Origin of the sequence: Nonomuraea sp. NPDC049141, from assembly GCF_040648415.1 — a bacterium.
In the GTDB taxonomy this organism is placed as follows: Bacteria; Actinomycetota; Actinomycetes; order Streptosporangiales; family Streptosporangiaceae; genus Nonomuraea.
On record NZ_JBEZDR010000031.1, the window covers coordinates 134038 to 153079 of the forward strand.

16 protein-coding genes are annotated in these 19042 nt (G+C 68.5%); 3 read left to right on the plus strand and 13 right to left on the minus strand.

Features of this window, described 5'->3' with window-relative positions; translation table 11 throughout:
• Positions 1 to 44: 44 nt before the first annotated feature.
• From AB0B91_RS56935 to AB0B91_RS56960, 6 genes are all read right to left on the minus strand, one after another.
• Complete coding sequence (locus AB0B91_RS56935; RefSeq protein WP_358340203.1) at positions 45 to 926, minus strand: dihydrofolate reductase family protein; 882 nt, start codon at positions 924 to 926, stop codon at positions 45 to 47.
• Between the two features lie 5 nt (positions 927 to 931).
• On the minus strand, positions 932 to 1624 hold the full coding sequence (locus AB0B91_RS56940) for a GTP cyclohydrolase I (RefSeq protein ID WP_358340205.1): 693 nt from the start codon (positions 1622 to 1624) through the stop codon (positions 932 to 934).
• Between the two features lie 662 nt (positions 1625 to 2286).
• The gene (locus tag AB0B91_RS56945; RefSeq protein ID WP_358340207.1) at positions 2287 to 2676 is read right to left on the minus strand and encodes a VOC family protein; all 390 of its coding nucleotides are present in this window, start codon (positions 2674 to 2676) and stop codon (positions 2287 to 2289) included.
• 565 nt (positions 2677 to 3241) lie between these two features.
• Positions 3242 to 5980, minus strand: a complete 2739-nt coding sequence (locus AB0B91_RS56950; protein WP_358340209.1) for a universal stress protein — start codon at positions 5978 to 5980, stop codon at positions 3242 to 3244.
• A gap of 208 nt (positions 5981 to 6188) precedes the next feature.
• Positions 6189 to 6839 (minus strand): STAS domain-containing protein, encoded by a 651-nt coding sequence (locus tag AB0B91_RS56955; protein WP_358340211.1) that lies wholly within the window; start codon positions 6837 to 6839, stop codon positions 6189 to 6191.
• A 69-nt stretch (positions 6840 to 6908) separates the two neighbouring features.
• Positions 6909 to 7244, minus strand: coding sequence for a TraR/DksA C4-type zinc finger protein (locus AB0B91_RS56960; protein WP_358340212.1), 336 nt, complete (start codon positions 7242 to 7244; stop codon positions 6909 to 6911).
• A gap of 984 nt (positions 7245 to 8228) precedes the next feature.
• Between AB0B91_RS56960 and AB0B91_RS56965 the strand changes: the two genes are divergently transcribed.
• Positions 8229 to 9359, plus strand: a complete 1131-nt coding sequence (locus AB0B91_RS56965; RefSeq protein ID WP_358340214.1) for a helix-turn-helix domain-containing protein — start codon at positions 8229 to 8231, stop codon at positions 9357 to 9359.
• Positions 9360 to 9644: 285 nt separating this feature from the next.
• Here AB0B91_RS56965 and AB0B91_RS56970 read toward each other — a convergent pair whose 3' ends face one another.
• Both AB0B91_RS56970 and AB0B91_RS56975 read right to left on the minus strand, forming a co-directional pair.
• Entirely contained in the window at positions 9645 to 9848 is a 204-nt protein-coding gene (locus tag AB0B91_RS56970; protein ID WP_358340215.1) for a cupin domain-containing protein, read from the minus strand.
• 77 nt (positions 9849 to 9925) lie between these two features.
• Positions 9926 to 10267, minus strand: a complete 342-nt coding sequence (locus tag AB0B91_RS56975; protein ID WP_358340217.1) for a hypothetical protein — start codon at positions 10265 to 10267, stop codon at positions 9926 to 9928.
• Positions 10268 to 10783: 516 nt separating this feature from the next.
• On the opposite strand from AB0B91_RS56975, the gene AB0B91_RS56980 reads away from it, so the two are divergent.
• Positions 10784 to 11596 carry an SAM-dependent methyltransferase gene (locus AB0B91_RS56980; RefSeq protein WP_358340219.1) on the plus strand — a complete coding sequence of 271 codons (813 nt, stop codon included), beginning with the start codon at positions 10784 to 10786 and terminating at the stop codon, positions 11594 to 11596.
• 83 nt (positions 11597 to 11679) lie between these two features.
• On the opposite strand, the gene AB0B91_RS56985 is transcribed toward AB0B91_RS56980, so the two are convergent.
• From AB0B91_RS56985 to AB0B91_RS56995, 3 genes are all read right to left on the minus strand, one after another.
• The gene (locus tag AB0B91_RS56985) at positions 11680 to 12081 is read right to left on the minus strand and encodes a hypothetical protein (protein ID WP_358340221.1); all 402 of its coding nucleotides are present in this window, start codon (positions 12079 to 12081) and stop codon (positions 11680 to 11682) included.
• Between the two features lie 14 nt (positions 12082 to 12095).
• Positions 12096 to 12410, minus strand: a complete 315-nt coding sequence (locus tag AB0B91_RS56990; RefSeq protein WP_358340223.1) for a hypothetical protein — start codon at positions 12408 to 12410, stop codon at positions 12096 to 12098.
• Positions 12411 to 12589: 179 nt separating this feature from the next.
• Entirely contained in the window at positions 12590 to 13126 is a 537-nt protein-coding gene (locus AB0B91_RS56995; RefSeq protein WP_358340225.1) for an ATP-binding protein, read from the minus strand.
• Positions 13127 to 13375: 249 nt separating this feature from the next.
• On the opposite strand from AB0B91_RS56995, the gene AB0B91_RS57000 reads away from it, so the two are divergent.
• Positions 13376 to 14545, plus strand: coding sequence for a helix-turn-helix transcriptional regulator (locus AB0B91_RS57000; protein ID WP_358340227.1), 1170 nt, complete (start codon positions 13376 to 13378; stop codon positions 14543 to 14545).
• Positions 14546 to 14564: 19 nt separating this feature from the next.
• On the opposite strand, the gene AB0B91_RS57005 is transcribed toward AB0B91_RS57000, so the two are convergent.
• Both AB0B91_RS57005 and AB0B91_RS57010 read right to left on the minus strand, forming a co-directional pair.
• Complete coding sequence (locus AB0B91_RS57005) at positions 14565 to 15239, minus strand: hypothetical protein (protein WP_358340229.1); 675 nt, start codon at positions 15237 to 15239, stop codon at positions 14565 to 14567.
• Positions 15240 to 15937: 698 nt separating this feature from the next.
• A complete protein-coding gene (locus AB0B91_RS57010; protein ID WP_358340231.1) occupies positions 15938 to 18964 on the minus strand; it encodes an AAA family ATPase in 3027 nt (1008 codons plus the stop codon).
• Positions 18965 to 19042 lie beyond the last annotated feature (78 nt).

Here is a 19042-nt window from a genome sequence, read left to right on the forward strand (position 1 = left end):
CGTAGCTTTCATCGCCAACAGTGCGGCAGCAGGATATGCCGGAGTTATCCGCTGTCATAGTCTGCTCCCAGGTGGCCGACGCGGCGAAGCCGGTAGCGGAGGAACAGGTACGACGCGCACCGGCGGAGGCTGACCAGTTCGGCGCTCTCCCGTCTGCTGGGGAGCAGCTCCAACCCTGTGACCAGGCCGGGACGCGAGGTGTCCGCGCGGCCGGCGATCACCGGGGAAAGGGTAAGGAAGAGTTCATCGGCGAGGCGGTCGCGGACCAGGTGCCCGAAAAGGCGCGGGCCGCCCTCACTCAACACCATGGTGTGCCCGCGATCACGGATGGACCGCAGCACATCCGCCATGCGCAGGACCGGGCCTACGCCCAGAACGACGACGGTGCAGGTTGCCGGGAGACGCTCGTCAAGCAGCCGGGCCCCGACCTTCGTGGTGAGGATGAGCGCACCGGCTTCGAGCCCAGGATGCCCGGTCGGCACGTCTCCGGTGGCGGTGACCACGGCCAGCTCAGGACCGGCGGTACGCCCTCGGCTGCCTCGCAGCTCGGCGAAGTCGGCGGCGGCCGCCGGGTAGACGTGCTCAGGGGTCCACCGATGGCCCGCGCTGGCCCGTAGGGTTCCGGCACCGATGAGCACAACGTCGGCGAAGGCGCGCAGCAGCCCCATGACGAACCGGTCCGTCGGTTCGCCGCCGCTGATCGCCGAACCGGAAGAAGGGTACTGCGGGCCGAGAGCGACCACTCCATCCAGTGAGGCGACGAAGTTGGCGTACACGCACGGCTCGGGGAATCCCAGGTCCCCGCCGTAGGCGGTGGCGAGGGCCGCGGGCAGGCCTCCAGGCGGCAGCCCGGCCTGCTCATACAGCAGGTTCAGCGACTCCACCGATGCCTGGCCGGCGGGATGTCCGGCGCTGTGCGTTGCCATACCGGTCAACCTCGGGGACCGCACAGCCCGATGAACTCGGCGCGCAACTGCGCATCGGCGTCGTAGTTACCGCGCCAGTAGGTGGTGCGAGTACTGGATTCGATCTCCCGCACGCCGCGCATCTGCGTGCATAGGTGCACCGCCTCCAGGTGCACCGCCACACCATGCGGGGCCAAGATGCGCTCCAGCGCGTTCGCGAGTTGCTGGCCGATCCGCTCCTGCACGGAGAACCGGCGCGCGAACAGTCGCACCAGCCTGGTCAACTTGGAAAGACCCAGGATGTGCTCATGCGCGATGTAGCCGATGTAGGCCCTGCCGAAGAACGGCAGGCTGTGGTGCTCACACAGGGAGAAAAACGGAATCGGTCCCTCCACCACCTGACTGATACGACAGTCCGGGCCGCCGTGGCATTCGGTCGGAAACGCGGTGACCAGCTTTTCATCGCCCTCGAACCCGCTGGTCGCATCGAAGATCGCGCGCAGGAAACGGCGTGGCGTGTCTACCGTGGACGATGACCCGACCGGCAGGCCCATCGCGGTGAAAATCTCCTTCATGTAGCCTTCGAACCGCCGCCATTGCTCCGGAGCGATCTGCCTAGGGCAGACGGCCTCCCACTCCTCGGCAAACGCCCCAGAGACCGTTACCGGCAACTCGGTGACATCCGACGACACCCCCACGTGCTCGGTATGGTCGCTCACCTGTGCTGCCTCCTCACAACATTGATCCGCGCGGGTCGCGCATCCGCAGGGCTTGCGGCGCTCATCAGTACTGAACTGGCGCTGCTTTGCCCATCGTGTGCAGGGCAAGGGTGGCGTGGGCGCCGCCAGCGCATTGCCTGTGCTTTTTCAATCATGAGAATCCGTTGGTTGTTCTAGGCCGCCCTACCGTTTGCAGACATACATGGTGGCCTGGCGAGCGATGAGGTCCTTGAGGTAAACAGCTACATGTACGACATGTCCCAGCTCAGTGGCCGTACGACCTTGTCTGGTCTATGATTCGTCCAGCAATTCACATCCTCGGCAGCACGGCCCCGATCCTTCACCCGGACTGTCCGTCAGCGCGGCGCTCGACGAATACATCGGTGATCGCGGCAGCCAGGGCCGCCAGCAGATAGCCTGTTAACCGATAGTGCGCGCTGGAAACTGTCGCATGGTGTCTGTCGCCGGGGGGCTGGGCAGCGGCCGGAGCGTCGAACAACGCCGCGATCGCCTGAGCCGCCTACTGGCCGGAAACAGCTTCACGGCGGGTCCCGTGGCGGCTGATGCGATCGTGGCCAGCGTCAGTTCGAACACGGCGGGCGGGCGGCCGAATCGCACGACGGCCCGGCCCTCAGCGCGACTACGCAAAGACAGGCATGTCCTCACCAGGCATAGATCCGGTTCATGATCCCACGCCGCACCGCCAAGTCGGGGCCAGGATAGGCCACCATCACCGGCACACCGCTCGGATCACTGCCCTCAACCAGCGTGAAGCCGTCACCGGTCCGCGTGTGGACATGGGCTTTTGCGTCTTTGAGGAACTGCTCACAGCGCCGCAGATCCTGCTCGTCAGCCGCGGTCCAGATCACGTACTGAATGCCGATGGTGCCCAGCGCGCGGGAGGCATCGCTACCCATTGCGCGAAGGTAAACCTGGAGGTTGTCCGCGCTGACCAGCAGGGCCGCAGTGGTACTGCGGACCGTGACCTCCATCCCCAGGAGCTCACGGTAGAAATCCACGCTGACGTCCAAATCGCGGACGAACATCACCACCGATGCCAACTGCACTCGGGGGACGGCCTCTGGAAGGGAGGCCCGCTGGGCATCTCCCGGCTGGACAGGGCTGCTGTCCGCGGCGGATTCCCAACGGTCAGAGCCGGACGCAGAACCCGGTCGCATGCCGCCCCCGATCTTCCCTCGCAATCGCGAAAGGCTTGCTCTGGACTACGGATCCCTTCCACGCTACAACGCCCAGCATTCGGGTCACCACGGCGCCGGCGCCGCATCGAGTCCCTCCGCTACGGCATCGCGCACGGGTTGCGGCCATACAGCAGCGCCGGTACGTCGACACCGTGCGCTGGGATCGGCTCGGTGCACCTGGGAACCGCGGTGAGTGGGCATCGCCGCGCTCCTCCTGCTCGAATGCCAGCTCCAGCGCCCGTTGCGCCGATGGTCAGCGGTCGACGCCGACCATGATCGGAGCGCCCAGGGCGTCGGCGAAGGCCGCGGACGACGATGACGGTTCCGATCGCATGGGTGGCGACCTGCTGGCTGACCGAACTGCGCAGGAGGCAAACCGGCCAGAGCGGTGGGTCTGACGTCGCCTTCGGGTGGGCCTTCACGGCAGTCGGAGCGTATAGCCGCCGCGATTGTGGGCCAGTCGGGCGATGGCGTGGGTCTGTTCGTCGTCGTTGTCATCGACGCGGTCGAACTGCTCGGCGACCCGGCCGCCCGCGCGATCGCAGAAGGTGGTGGCGATGTAGCGTTCCTGCCCGGACGCTTGGACGCCCTGCTCATCAAAGAGGGCGCTGGTACGAGAGATGGTGGCGATCTGCGCGTAGATGTCGATCGCGGCGTGGGCAAGGCGTTTCTGCTGGCGCTGCCGGAATTGGATGTCGGGGCCATGGATGCGCAGCAGCTTCTCGGCAGTGGCGCGAAGCTGACCGACCTGGCCGGCGACCCGGTCGGCGTGGCGGCCAAGCGTGGGGTGGGCGGTGTCGAGCCGGTCAGGTCGTACCCGGCGCCGCAGACGCTGACCGGCGTAGTCGGCGAGGATGCCGATGCTGCCGATCGGGTCGGTGAGGTTCAGGTGGCGCAGGTCGGCGACCTCGTCGGCGACGGTTTTGAGGCCGGCGAGCGCGACGAAGGAGCGCAGCACATCGTTGGCGCCTTCGAAGATCGAAAAGACGCGGCTGTCGCGCAGCGCCTTGGCCGCCGACGAGTCGGCCATGTACGCCTGACCGCCGAGGAGTTGGAAGACCCGGTTGACGGCGTACCAGTGAAACTCGCTACCGGCGATCTTGGCCATGGCCGACTCGACAGAGTAGTCCGGCACGCCGGCATCGACGAGACCGGTGGTCAAATAGGCCATCGACTCGAAACCGTACAGGTAGGACACCATCCAGCTGATCTTGTCTTCGACCAGTTCGAACTCGGCCAAGGGCCGGCCGAACTGCTCGCGTCGGGTGGTGTGGTCGATGGCCAGGTCGATGAGGCGTTTGGTGGCGCCGACGACGCCGGTACCCAGCGACATGCGCCCGTTGTTGAGGGTGTGCATGGCGACCCGCAGGCCGTCGCCGGGTTCGCCGAGGACGTTCTCCTTGGGCACCCGTACATCGCGGAAAGTGAGCCGGCGCAGGTCGTTGCCGCGCAGCCCCAGGGTGTCGTAGCGGTCCGGGGCGTCGAAGCCCGGCATGCCCTTCTCCACGATGAGAGCCACGTGACCGGTCTCAGCGCGGGCGAAGACGCACACGACGTCTTTGCCGCCGTTGCCGATCCACCGTTTCTCGCCGTTGAGGACGTAGGAACCGTCTGCCTGCCGCTCGGCGTAGGCGGTGATGCCGCGCATGTCGGAGCCGGCGCCGGGCTCGGTCAACGCGAACCCGGCAAGCTTGCGGCCAGAGGCCAGATCGGGCAGGAACCGGGCCTTTTGCTCGTCGGATCCGAACAGGTGGATCGGTTTCATCCCGATCGACTGGTGCACCCCCATGACCACCGACAGGCTGCCGTCGTAGCCGCCGAATTCCTCCATCACCCGGCAGTAGCCGGTCTGCGACAGGCCCTGCCCGCCGTACTCGGGCGCCACGTACAGGCCGAGCAGGCCGCGTTCGCCGAGCCCGCGCACAATGTCGTCGCCCACCCACCGTTCCTGCTCGACCTTGATCGGGTCGTAGTGCGCGTCAAGGAAGTCCCGGGCGTCGCCGATCAGGTTGTCGACGCGGCGCTGCTCGTCACGGGTCAGCCGCGGATAGGGCATCACCATCGTGGCCGGCAGCCGGCCCGTGAACAGCGACTTGGCGAATGACGACACCGGCGGTGCGCTCGTGTCCGCTGCGTCGGCGCCGGTCCGGTCTCGTGCTGCGGGTTGCGTGGCGACGGTTGGTTGAGGCGCTGCCAGCGCGGTGGGACTGGCGGCTATGCGCGCAGGTTCCGGGGCGTCCGACACGCCCTGCCGAGGTCGTGTCGTGTCGCCGTCATGGGTGGCTTGGGCACGGACGATGGCCACTGTGCCGGTCGCGTGGTGCAGCACGCGCTGGCTGGTGGAGCCGAGCAGCAGGCCGGTGAAGCCGCCGCGGCCACGGGATCCTACGACGGTCAGGGCGGCACCCGCGGATTCGGCGACCAGGACATCGGTGGACTCACCCTGGACGGCCTTCTGCTGTACCGGAACATCGGGGTACTTCTCGCGGCATTCGGCAACGGCTTCGGCGAGCAGCCGGGTAGGCCATTGGTACAGGTAATCCGTGTAGTAGCTCCCGATCCGCCACTGGTAGGCGTGCACGGCGACGACGCCCAGGCGGTGCAGCGCCGCGTACGCGAAGGCGAAGTCGACGGCCAGATTCGACAGGTCCGAGCCGTCCACGCCGACCACCACCTGACCGGTAGCCGGGCCGGCCTCATCGGGGGCGCCGGATGGGCTGTCACGCACGACGACGACGGGGCAGGTGGCGTGCGCGGCGGTCTGGACGCCGACGGACCCGACGAGCAGCCCGGTGAACCCACCCAGGCCGCGGTGACCGACCACCACCAGGGCAGCGTCGCGGGAGGCGTCGATCAACGCCGCGGCGGGGGCGCACACCGGAAGATCGGTGCTGATGTCCAGGGAGGAGGCGATCTGGCGGGCTCGGTCGGCGGCGGTGCGCAGGAGTTGTTCGGCTGCCTGCTGGAGCCCGGCATCGGGCGGGCCCATCACCGGCGGTTCCAGCGATACGCCCATCAATGGCCACAGGAACGCGTGCACGATCCGCAGCCGACACTGCCGGGCGGCCGCTTCTCGGGCTGCCCAGTCCACCGCGGACAGGCTCTGTGGAGAGCCATCGACTCCCACGACGATCACAGCGGCCGGGTTGATGGTCATGCTCTCGGTCCCCTTCCGAGTGTGAGCGACGGCGGCTGCCGCAGCTGGGTGATCTGGCCGTCGGCCAGATCAGTCGATGCCGGATTCAGGTACGAGCGTTGCGGGTCCGGCTGTGGATGGTGATCTCGGCGCCTGCACCTGCGCGAGGAGTTACGTGCCCGGATCGCTGAGCGGCGATGGCTTGGCGACGGTCGAGAGCGGGGCCGCGTTATTCCCGGCCTGCGGCGTGTGCCACGCGCCAAGCACGATCAGCAGCTTTCCGGCTGAGCCGGATGAGGTGGCGCCGTCGCCGGCCAGCCTCGTCTGACCGCGCAGCAGGTGCAGCGTTCGACAGGCGGTGCCCGCGTCCACCGTGGATGTTTTGCCTGCTGCGGCCGTGCGGCGATCGCCGCACGGCCGCAGCAGGCCATCGGCGAGCGCCGGCTACTCGAACATGACTCAGCTCCGCGGCTGCAGGTGATGCCAGCTCTGCCCACTGGTCGAGTCGGCGCCGCCCGAGCTGCGGTGATCGTGCCGGCCGACTGGTCGACGGTGCCGGCTGCGGGAGGTGCGTGAGCTCCTCCAAAACACCGGCAAGCTCCAGGACCCGGCGCACGCGCCGCTGCGGATTGACCACCGTGTAGCCGCGTCCACGCCGGATGGCGATGTTATGGCCGGCCACCAGGGCGCCGATTCCCGCACAATCGAGGAACGTCACCCTGGCCAGGTCGACGAGGACGTCGACCGGGCCTGGTGCATTTAGTGTGTCCTCGATGGCGGCTCGTAGCGCACCGGCGGTGAGCAGATCGATCTCGCCGACAGGGGTCAGCGTGACGACGACCCGGTCGCCGACCGAGTATCGGGTCGATGAGAAACGCATCGGTGGCCTCCGTTCAGTGCAGCTTGTTGCCGAGTTCGCGCCGGTGCATCCGGGCCAGATGCCGCCCGGTCAGCCGGTCCGCTTGCGCTGGCACGGCACGCAAAACCGGGCGTGCGGCAGGATTTCCAGCCGTTGCGGCGGGATGGCGGTGGCGCAGCGTTCGCAGATCCCGTAGCTGCCGTCGGCCATGCGCCGCAACGCCTGCGCAGTGTCGGCCACCACCTGGCGGGAGGAGGCGATCAGCGCTTCGAGGATGTCGTCGTCGAAGCCGCCGCGGTCGGGCTGTTGGCCGCACACGGTAAGGTGTGCGAGCTGATCGCTGTGCCGCTGGAACTGCTCCTCCAACGTGGTACGCAGCTCCTCGATCGGATCGTGCACAGTCGGATCGTGCACAGTGCTGGTCACGTAACTGGCCCCTTTCTCAAGGTTCGCGGTGGCAGGCGCGGCAGATGTCCACGCCGCGGGTCGCGATGGGTGCGCTGGCGCCGGGTGCGAGCCAACGGGATCAGGCAGCCGCGGCGGCGGGATCCCGGCAGGCCGCCATGGCCTGCCTCCTCGCTGGATCCGGCATCACCTTCTACTGCCAACCTACGTCGTCATGAGGTGGAAGGCAGGGGCTGCCACCGGCCAACATGCCAGGCGCCTGGTTGCCGACCGTCGGCAATCACAACGTCACCGCGCTCACCTGGCCAACGAGGACCGCACGCCGTCGCCGGACGCCTCGTGCCTGCGCCCGTCGACATGATGAAGACACCGGTGATCAGCGATCGTTCCAGCAGGTCGGCCCGGCAGCTGCGTGCCCCGGTAGGCGATATGGTCAACGCCGACCGCGACCTGCCCCTGTCTGGTCACGTCGACAGCGGCGACGCTGGTCGCCTCCGTCTATCGTGGTGGGCTGTCGCAGGCGTTTCGTCAGGTCGGTGGCGGCGTGGGCTCGCCCGGCAGGCCACTCACCATGGGATTGATGCCGCCTGCCCGATCAAGGTTGGAAGACGGCGGCTGTGGGGACGGTGCCGGACATGGACATCGACGACGCCGCGGATGACGAACAGGGGCGACGGCCAGGGCAGCGGCGGCGCCGGCCGCCGGCACGAGTGAGGCTTTCAAAGATGGGCCGTGGTGGGTTTCTCGGACACGGCATTCATGGTGGTTGCGTCCCGCGGTACCGGGCAGGTGCCAGGCGGATAGGCACGGCCAGGTCTAAACTGCCGACGCCCGGCAAGGACCGGCTGGCGAAGCAGGCGCCCCGTAGGCGAGGCGGGTACGGAGGTGGGCATGGCCGACAGCATTCGGGGGCGCAGCGAGGACTCACCGTTGGAATCTGAGGCGGATGATGCGTGGCTTATCGGGGTCGCTGAGGGGGCCAGCAGGGACGCTGGGGGTGTGCCGGTGGAGCTGCTCGGTGAGTACCTGCCGCTGCTGGCCGACGCCGCCGTCCACGGACGCCGGCCCAAGCGCGGCGAACTGGAGGCGGTGGGTCTGCTCGGCCGGCGGGCCGCGGAACAGGGCATCTCCGCCGGGCGGGTGGTTCAGCTGTACCTGTCGGCGGCGCGGCGGCTGTGGCAGGACCTGCCGATGGCGGTGCGCTCCCGCGACCGTGAGGCGGTGCGCGCCGCCGCCACCGCGGTGCTGCACGTTGTCGATGTCGCGGTCGCGAGGCTCGCCGAAGGCTACGCGGACGCGCGCCGCGACCTGGTCCGCCGGGAAGAGACGCTGCGCCGCGAACTGATCGACGACCTCCTGCGCGGCGACTCCGACCTGGGCGCCTTGGTGGAACGCGCTGAGCCGTTCGGGCTCGACCTCGCCCGCGTCCACCAGGTCGCCCTCGCCGCGCCAAGCCGGCGGCTGCCCGATGCCGACGCGGCGATCAGCGCCCTGGAGGCGGTCGTGTTCGATCGGCTCGGTGACCGGGACGTGCTCGTCGCTACCAAGGACGGTCTCCTCGTCGTGCTGGCACCCGCCGACCCCGCCCTGGCCGGCCGGGTGGCGCCCACCGACGATCCCGGAGACGACCTTGGGCGGCTCATGCACCGCGAACTCAGCCGCCTGCCGCGCGGGCGCCCTTGGCGGGTCGCTGTCGGTCGTGCCTATCCGGGTCTGTACGGCATCGCCCGCTCCTACGAAGAAGCCCGCGAAGCCCTCACCATGGCCGGCCGGTTGCATGTCGACACCCCGGTCGTCAACGCCCACGACCTGCTCATCTACCGGGTTCTGCTACGCGACCAACCCGCCATCGTCGACCTGGTACACGCCGTGCTCAGCCCGCTGCTGCAGGCCCGCGGTGGTGCCCAGCCGCTACTGACCACCCTGGAGGCCTACTTCGACACCGGAGAAGTGGCCACCGAATCGGCCAAGCGGCTGCACGTGTCGGTGCGCACCGTCACCTACCGACTGAACCGGGTCAAGACACTGACCGGCTACAACCCGGCCGACCCTGCTCACCGCTTCACCCTGCAAGCGGCGGTGCTCGGCGCCAAGGTTCTCAACTGGCCGGAACAACCCTTGCCCACGTCGGCCTAGCTGCACAGCGAGCAACCCATACGGCTGGAGTCAGTTGAACGCGACCCGTGCCGCTCAACAAGTCGATCAAGGCCCGCCACGGACGGGCATCGACCACCCGGCCGCAGCCGTTGATCGGCGCGACGACCATGATCACGCAGACGCCGTGGTGCCTCCTACGATGACCGGGACATGACCTGGGCGCGGTGGCCGCGGTTGAGCTGGCCCGCCTCAGCCCGCACGACGCTGCGGCACCGGTGCGGGGGCGTTTCGCCCGGCCTGCTGGGTGGCCGCGCCACCATCGGATCAGAGCAGCTTGGCAACGGTCAACAGGACCGCGGAGTCCTCCAACGCCTCGAGACTGTGGCGGGTGTCGGGCACGATGAGCAGGTCTCCGGCGCGCGCCTCCCACGACTGCGTACCGGCGATCATGCGGACACGGCCGTGGAGCACCTGCACCGTGGCCTCGCCGGGGTTCTCGTGCTCGGCGAGGCTCGCGCCTTGGCTCATGCCGATGACCGTCTGCCGGAGCACCTTCTCGTGGCCGCCGTAGACGGTGCCGGCAGCATGACCGCCACCGGCCGCGGCTACCCGGTCGGCTTGTTGGCGGGCCAGAGCTGTGAGCGAGTGGCGTGGCGGCTCAGCACGTCTGAGGCGAGGGCTGGCGTCCACAACGCCGCCTCGGCCAGGTCTTCGGCCGGGTGCGGTCCGTAGATGGTCTCGGCCATCGTACGGAACCCGCGCGGCTTGATGGGAGCGATCGCGACCGTGCGTTTCCTCGGCACCTTCCTGGCCGACCCGACCGCCGCCCCGGCTGTCGTGGTCGACTGGCCGAGCAACTCGGCCTGGATCCCGCCGACCTGAAGGGCTACGGGAACAAGGAGGCGTGCTGGGATCACCAGCGGCAGCTCCGCGACATCTACGGCCACGCCACCTTCGGCTTCGAGCAGTGGTTCGCCCTGGCCCGTCGGCGCACGCGGGTCAAATCTCCGCTGGACCGGCATGCGCTGCGCCTACTCACTAGGCAGGACGCACACTGCCCGCTCTGAAGAGACCACCTGCTGACCGCCGACCAGCCACCCGAGTCCCCCAACCAATTGACACGTTGGTGGCAGCATGTCGCCCGGCGCGCGATAGCAGCCGACCATCTCGGGCATCATGAAGGACTCGGCTCACCGGACGGTGACCAGACCCGCCTTGTTCACGCTTCCCGCCACCGGAGCTATCTCGCTCGGCGTCGCAGGAGCCCAGCACAGCGAACCTGAACCGGCCTTTCGGTCCTTGCTTGAGCCGTGTGCCGTGAGGAGTGGCCCGCGCGGTTCCGAGGTGGGCCTCGGTGCAGCAATGCACCGGGGCTACCCGGCGGAGTGGGGGGCCGTTCAGCAGCGCCTTATGCGACTACGTTAAGAGCTGACAATAAGGGCAAGACGACGTAGGGGGTCCCCATGACTGACACTTCGGGCCAGGAGCTCTTAGCCAAGATCGACACCACGAGACCGCATTCAGCGCGGGTGTGGAACTACCTCCTCGGAGGCAAAGATTTCTACCCCGTCGACCGCGAGGCCGCCGACCAGTACAAAAAGACCTTCCCCGGGATCGTCGACATCGCCCGCACCGACCGAGCCTTCCTCGGCCGGGCCGTACGGTTCCTAACCGGCGAAGGCATCCGCCAGTTCCTGGACATCGGAACCGGCCTGCCAACGATGGACAACACCCACGAGGTCGCCCAGCGGGTCGCCCCAGAGTGCCGCATCGTCTACGTCGACAACGATCCGCTGGTCCTGCTGCACGCCGAGGCGTTGCTGAAAAGCTCCGACGAGGGGGTTTGCGACTACATCGATGCCGACCTACGCAACCCAGACAAGATCTTGGAACGGGCTGCGCAGACGCTGAACTTCGACGAGCCAGTCGCGATCATGCTGCTGGGCATCTTGCATCTCGTCCCGGACTTCGCCCAGGTGCACCAGAGCGTGATGCGTCTGCTGGACGCCGTGCCCTCGGGCAGTTGCCTGGCCCTCACCCATGCCACCCTCGATTTCGACGGCGAGACGACCGCCCAGGCCGAGGCCCAGCAGGAATGGAATAAGAAGGCCGACCCGATGACCCCCCGCACCCGCGCCGACATCAGCCGCTTCTTCGACGGCCTGCAGATGGTGGAACCCGGCCTGGTCTCGATGTCACGGTGGCGGGTCGAGGCCACCCCGTGGGGTGAACCCGCCGAAGTAGCAGGCTTTTGTGGAGTCGGCCGAAAGCCCTGAAGCCCTTGGTTGCTCCGCTGGCCCCCGAGGCCGGAGAAGAGGCCGGCAACCAAGATGGCCAGAGACGCCGGCCGACCCGGGCGTCAATCCTCCTCCAGCACCAGCCCGAACTGGCGCACACGCTCCGCCTCCTCCCTATGACCTGCCTGCTCCAGAGCGTCAACCAGGCACATGGAGGCCTCGCCGTCGCCCGCCTCGACACGGGTGCGCAGCTCTGCCACTTGCCCTTGGTCGGCTAGCAAGTGGGCCAGTTCTCTGGCAGAGATCCGATCGCCGGAGTCGGCGCGGGCACGCAGTTCCCCCGCTCGCTTCTGTATGCGTAGGAGCTTAGGCAAGCTCAAGGCGGCGGGCGGGTCGCCGGCCTCGGCGAGGGCACGCAGTTCCTCCTCTCGCCCGTACTCGCACAGCACATCGGCCCGAGCCAGAGCGGCGTTCGGGTCTCCAGCATCGGCGTGGGCACGCAAGATGGCGATGGCCTCCTCCACCCGTTGCTGCTCAGTCAGCAGTCCGGCCAGCGAGCGGGCAGCGGACCCGCTGCCCGCGTCGGCGCGGGCGCGTAGGTGTAGCTGTCTTCGTTGTACTGTGCCCTGCTGGTGATGCCCATGCCCTGGTATCCGCGAAGGCCGCGTAGCCCGGTGGCGCCGAAAGCCACAGCCCAGTTGCCGAAGTAGCCTCCCTTTTCAGCGGCGTCCACGACGAGGGCCAGGAACCGGCGTGTGCAATTGACGGCCGCCGCATCGAAGACCACGTGCTGATCCGGCCGCCCGAAGTCGCCGTTCAGCCGGTCAGAGAGACGGCTGAAGAACAGCCGCAAGCCACCGTCCTCATGAACCTGCAGTTCAATAGCGCTTTCCGGTGAATACGTTGACGTGGGTCTGAAGATGCGGCCCTCTCCCAGGTTGGAGGTGGCGCGTGCGACCGCGCGGGCACGCCTGAAGCCGTTGCCGGCCGCCTTGAGGGTCGGCTCGATGTCGGTCCCCTCAAGGATCTTGTTCAGTCAGGTGTGTATGCCTGGTCGACGAAGGCCGCGAGGTTATGGTTCCACCGGGCGCCGCCAATCATGTCCAGGAGCATGTCGCGGCGGCCAGCTACGGGTTGAGCGATGAGGAAGAGGTGGGCGAGGGTTCGTTGATCAGCAGGGATTGGGTCGTTGTCGATCTCATGCTGAAGCAGGGCCAGCGCGTCGCGGTCGGCGGACCGGCGGCTTTCGTGGAGTCGAACCACCTCGGGGTCGGACAGAACGTACTTGGTCTTGTCGCCGCGGCCGTAGTAGCGGCCGTCCACCATGTGCGGTGCGGCCGGGCTGGCCGGAATGTGAACGACCAGGTACCCGTGCGTGGGATCCGCGTCAGAGGGGATCTCTTCGGTGAGGATGTTCAAGGGCGGGTCGATGAGGGTGGACCGGCCGATCTGCTCCAGCTTCTCCGCGAGCCCGTTAAGGGGTTGGGGTGCGAGGGTGAAGGTTCTGTTCACCTTGTCCTCGGCGACCCCGTAGATCAGTGTTCCTGAGTCGATGGCGAAGGAGGCCATGTCCCGCGCTGCCTCCTTTGTCCCCCTTGGTGGCAGGCATCGCCTTGAGGTCGAGGTGGTGCGACTCGTCCAGGAGTCCCTCGGTGATGCCGGCCTGGAGATCTGCTTCGGTCTTGGGGGGCCAGCGAGACTGCGCCGCGGACAGGTAAATCGGTATCACTGAGGTCAGGTCCTCTCGGTGTAGCGCGTGAAGGGTATCGTGTCGAAAGTATGGCCGTATCGGTTTAGTCACCGCGCGTGGTTTTCTTGGTGAACTGGAACCTGGGGCAGAACGGTCAGAAGTCGCGTGGTCATATGCGGCCGGGAATTCCCACTACTGGGCGTTTCAGCTGGTCAGCAGCTTTCGAGATGAGTCGGCTCGGCCGCACGTGGGAAGTTTCCGTAGCCCCGCGCCAGGCTTGGTGCTCGAAGAAGAAGAGGCAACGGCAGATCGCGTGGAATATGGTGTCTGAGCCAGCTGCCGTGGCAGGATTATCGACGGTCAGACTGGGGCAATTCGCCGATTTGGGAGCACATATGCCAACTGCGCGCGGTATAGGCGATTTACCGCAACTCCCCGTCGGGGATTTGCGGCAGTCCGGGCCGACGGCATTACGGATGCTGGTTGGTGCGCACCTGCGCCGGCTGCGCGAGGCAAGGGAGATCACTCGCGAGGCCGCGGGATATGTCATCCGGGGTTCTCATTCCAAGATCAGCCGCTTGGAGTGCGGGCGGACCAGTTTCAAGCTGCGTGATGTGTCTGACCTGCTCACCCTGTACGACGTGGACGAGGCCGAACGCCAGACTGTGCTCATCATGGCCAAGCAAGCCAACGCGCCCGGCTGGTGGCAGGACTACCGAGACGTACTCCCCGACTGGTTCGACGCCTACCTTGGGCTGGAGCAGGACGCGGCCGTCATTCGCACCTACGAGGTCCAGTACATCCCGGGCCTGTTGCAGACCGAGGACTACGCCCGCACGGTTATCGCAGACGGCCACGAGAACGCCTCTGCCGAGCAGATCGAGCGCCGGGTCGCGGTGCGGATGCGCCGCCAGCAGATCCTGATACCACCCACGTCGCGCAAGCTCTGGGTGGTGATGGATGAGGCGGCGCTTCGCCGTCAGGTCGGCAGCAGCGCGACGATGCGCGCCCAACTCGAACATCTCCGGGAGATGGCCGCGTTGCGTCACGTCACTATTCAGGTTCTTCCCTTCAGCTCTGGCAGCCGCGTCGGGGGTGTCGGCCCCGTCACCCTCCTTCGGTTCGTCCAAGAAGAACTGGACGATGTGGTCTATCTGGAACAACTCGCTAGCGCGCAATACCTGAGCAAGGAATCCGACGTTCGCCCGTACCGGCATTTGCTGAACCAGCTCGGTGTCCACGCGCAGTCTGCGGCCAAGTCCCGGACGATTCTTAGCCAGATCATCAGCACGTTGTAGATCGTTGCTCTGGCCACCTTTACTCTGTGTGGTCACGAGCTGCTTCGCCGCGCACATGACGGTTTGAGTCTCTGTGGGAGTGCCCTTCAGGCAAGCAGGCTGTCGCGGTCCTGAGGTCGGGGTGGACCTCCTCGATGCGGTCGCGCTTGGTGTACATGTCCCCGTAGAGCGCGGCGAGGTCGTCCGGGCCTACGACCGGGAACGCGACCGTCCACTCTGACGCGCCGGCCGCCTCTGCCGCCTCGCTGCCGCCGATGAACGCGGCGATCGACAGGGTGCCGACGTAGATCCCCGACTCGGCGACCTCGACATTGAGGTGTTCCTGCCCGGAGCTGTCTGCCGCCCGGGTGAGGTATTCATCCCGAGTGGTCGCCGATGGGCACCACAGCGATCGTCGCCTCGGCAGAGGACCCCGGCACGAGGCGAACGGTGTCGCCCGGCTGGGCTGCGGCGAGCTCATGGGGGTCGGCCGGGCGGAGGCGCCGCGGGTCAGGGTGATCCCGGTCCAGGCGGTTCGGATCTCCTCTCCGCGCAGCAGGCCTTCGAGCCGGATGAGATTGCTGATCTGTTCGGGCGTGACCTCTTCCAGGTCGGGAATGGTCACGCGCTGAAAGGTATGGGCCTGCACGGCGAGCAGTGCCTGCAGAAAGGTGACCATCCAGCGGGCCATGTTCACCAGGGGTGAGGCGCGCACCTCAGGTTCTTTCTGGCCGCCACAGGGAGGTGAGAGGCCGCGCGCCGCGCACCGCCAGCAACAGACCGGTGGCGGCCGGGAGGCCGGCCACCAGTCGCACTGCTGGTAGCACATCGGCGGGGGTTTCGCCGACCAGGGAAGACATAGTCATCCGTCTCCGGTCGCGGTCGAGCCCGTTCATCAGGAACCGAAACTCCAGCGCGCCGGAGCGGTCGGCGCCCGACAGCCACACGCCGGGGCCGTCGACGCCCTGGACGACGCGAAGTGCTCGACCGTCATACGCCCGTTATCGGCAAGGCATCCATGGAGTGCGGTACGGGTGCGTCCCGTACGAGGGTCTGCAGATTGTCATCGAGGAGAACACCGTGAGGTCCTAGTCCGTCCGGGATTCTCGCCTCTGAACTGATGTTGTGCCTACTGGAGGTGTGACCGTAGCAGCGCTTGAGCCGTGCTTGTCATTTGAACGTGCGTGCCATCCGTGATCGGCGGCTGATCGATCAGGGTGATCAGGAAAACTCATTTGAACCCGTCAGTGACCTCTGGAGGCGTTCAGACAGACGGTCAAACGATCAAGGGCCCGGCTCTCGATCTTGAGAGCCAGGCCCTTACCTCGGAAACCCTGTCGGGGTGGCGGGATTTGAACCCACGGCCTCTTCGTCCCGAACGAACCTCGACATGCCGCGTTCCGGCTGGACGCCTCAAAGTGACGTGCCCGCGCGGGCTCGGACGCCGTTGGCCAGGGCGACGCGGGACGACACGCCCAGCCGGGCGTACACCTGGCTGATGTGATATTCCACGGTCTTGACGCTCAGCAGCAGCTCGCGGGCGATCTGCCGGTTGGTCAACCCGTTGGCGACAAGCTGGGCCACGGCGTCCTGTTGCGGGGTCAGGCCGAGGGCGGACACCGCGTGCTGCTGCCCGCACGCCGCCAGCTCGATCTCGCAGCGTTGCGCGTACGGCACCGCCTCCAGGCGTTCCAGCTCCCGCAGCGCCTCCTTGAGCTGTTCGGCCGCCGCGGCCCGGCGGCCGAGCCTGCGCAGGAACGAGCCGTACGCCAGCAGGGTCCGCGCCCGCTCGAACGGCTCCTCGGTCTCCGCGCACGCCGCCTCGAACGCCACCCGGGCCAGCTCGGTCTCATGCCCCGCCGCCAGCAGCCGAGCCCGGACGCCGGGAGAGCCGGCCGGTACGTCGTCGGCCCTGCGCAGGTCGCCCTCCGTGATGAGCGCGTCCAGCAGCAGATCGGCCCAGGGCAGCAACCCGCGCTCGGCATACGCCATCGCGTCGACCGGAGCGGGCTGGGCGGGCGCGATCAGGCCGGACGAGGAGGGAGCCGGCTGGGTGTGCGTGGTCGGGTCAGGTGATGGGGGAGCGGGCTCAGGGCGGGTGAACAGGTCGAGGAGCGGTGTCAGCAGGGTGATCACCTCGTCTGGCCGGTTCCGGGCCGCGGCCAGGTGGGCTGCGGCGAACGCGGGCCCGATGACCGCGACCGGCGCCGTCGCGTCCCTGGCCAGTCGCCGGGCCGCGTCGGCGTGCTGTCCGGCGCGCCGCCAGTCGCCCCTGGCCGCGGGCACGAGTGATGCCACCGCGTGGGCGTGCGCGGACATCCAGCAGGGGCCGAGTTCGTCGGCGATCGCGGCGGCGACCTGCCCCCGGGCCGCGGCGTCGTCCCAGCGCCCCTGCCGGTAGTCGGCCAGGCTGCTCATCGCGGCGGCGAGCAGCCTGGCCGGTGGCGAGCCCCCCAGCCCGCCGGAGTGACGCATCAGGCGCAGATAGTCGCCGGGCTCGGGGCGGCAGTTCCAGGCGTCGATCTTGGCCAGCAGGGCGGGCCGCACGCACAGAGCCCGCGCCTCGGCGAGCGCCACCACCGCCTCCTCGGCCCGGCCCGCGTAGTGCGCCAGCACCCCCCGGGCGAAACGCCCGTCCGCCACACCGGCCCCGGCGCCTGTCCCGTGCGCACCGGCCCCGGCGCCTGTCCCGGCTCCCGTCTCGTGCGCACCGGCCCCGGCTCCCGTCTCGTGTGCACCGGCTTCGAAAGCTGTCTCGTGCGCACCGACCTCTGAAGCCGTTTCGGGGCCCGTCTTGCGCACGACGAGGTCCGAAGCCGTCCGGGAGGTCGTAGCAGGGTTGTGCACGCCGAGGTCTGGTGCCGTGGCTGGACTCTTGGGTGGGGCCTGCGGGGAAACGGTCCTGAGGAGGGTCGGCTCGTGGGCGCCGAGCCGTGCCGCCAGGGCGTGGGCCTCGGCTGGGCGGCCGTCGAACAGGAGGGCCTCGACGGCGTCGGCGCCCGGTTCCCGGTCCAGTCTGGCCGCCTGCGCGAGCAGTCGTGCCGCCGGCCCCCAGTCGCCCGCCGCCGCCCTGCGACGGCCTTCCGCGGCGAGCTCCTGGACGAGCGGTGGGTCGGGACGCTCGGCGGCTCGTAGCAGGTGCTCCAGCCGGGTGGTCTCGTCCTGGGCGAGCGTCGCCGCCGCGGCGTGCAGGCGCAGCCGCTTGGTGGGGCCCATGTGCTGGTACACCGCCCCCTTGAGCAGCGGGTACGAGAAGCGGATCAGAATCCCGGCACCCGTCGGCCGCTCCACGAGCAGCCCGGCCCCCAGCGCCTCCTCCAGCGCCGAGAGCGGCGCGCGGACGCCCGCCAGCTTGGCGGCCGCGCCGAGCGGGACCTCGCCGGCCAGCTTGGTGGGCGCACTGAGCAGCCCCTCGCCGAACAGCCTGGCGGAAGCGCTCAGGGGCCCCTCGCCGAACAGCCTGGCGGGAGAGCTCAGCGACCCTTCACCGAACAGCCTGGCGGGAGAGCTCAGCGACCCTTCACCGAACAGCCTGGCAGGCGCACTGAGCGGCCCGTCGTCGAAAGGCGCGGCGGTCGCGCCGAGCTGCGCCTCCAGCCGGGCGGCGGCCGAGCCGGGTGCCGGTTCACCCACCACCCGGCCGACCGCAGCCCCGCCCCCGACCCCGCCGCCCTCGACCCCGACAACCCCGACCACGGCGATGTCGCAGGCCAGGACAGCCGCCGCCTCCACCAGAGACCGGGCGGAGTCGCTGCACCAGGCCAGCCGGGCCAGGGCGTCGCGCGCGTGCTGCCCCGGCACCGGCAGCGGGATCTGCGGATCGGCCAGCTCGTCGAGGTCGGTCTCCTCCAGGACCTGCAGGATGTGCCGCGGGTTGCCGCCGGTGTGCTCGCACAGCCGTCCGGCCGCCTGCTCGGTCAGGGGCAGGTGGGTCAGCGCGCGCACCTGCCGGGCGCCGATGCCGGTCAGCGCCAGGCGTACCGACATCTCGCGAGTCAGCAGCGGCTGGAGCGAGGCGGGCTGGTAGGGGTCGGGGCTGGTCAGCACGGTCAGGACGCGGGCGGGCCGCAGCCGGCGCCAGGCGAACGCGAGCGCGGTGAGCGAGACGGAGTCGGCCCAGTGCGCGTCGTCGATGGCGATCACCACCGGCCGCGCCGCCTGGAGTTCGTCGAGCCGGTCGCGGAGCCGCGCCCCCGCTTCGAACGGGTCCGCGGGCTGCAGCCCGGCGATCCTGGTGAGCACGCCGTACGGCAGAACGGACTCGCTCTCCACGGCGTCGGTGGCGAGTACGTGCGCCTGGTCGTCGAGGGTGGCCAGGAACCGGCGCAGCAGGGTGCTCTTGCCGATGCCGGCCGGGCCATGGATCAGGACCAGGCCGGGCTCACCCCGACGGGCCAGCTCGAAGTGGCCCGCCAGCGACTCCAGCTCTCGTTCTCGCATGCGCACACAGTGCTCTGGTGTCCTCGCACTCACCTTGTCGCGGGCTGCAAGCGAAGGTTAAGCGGAGCGAGATATACC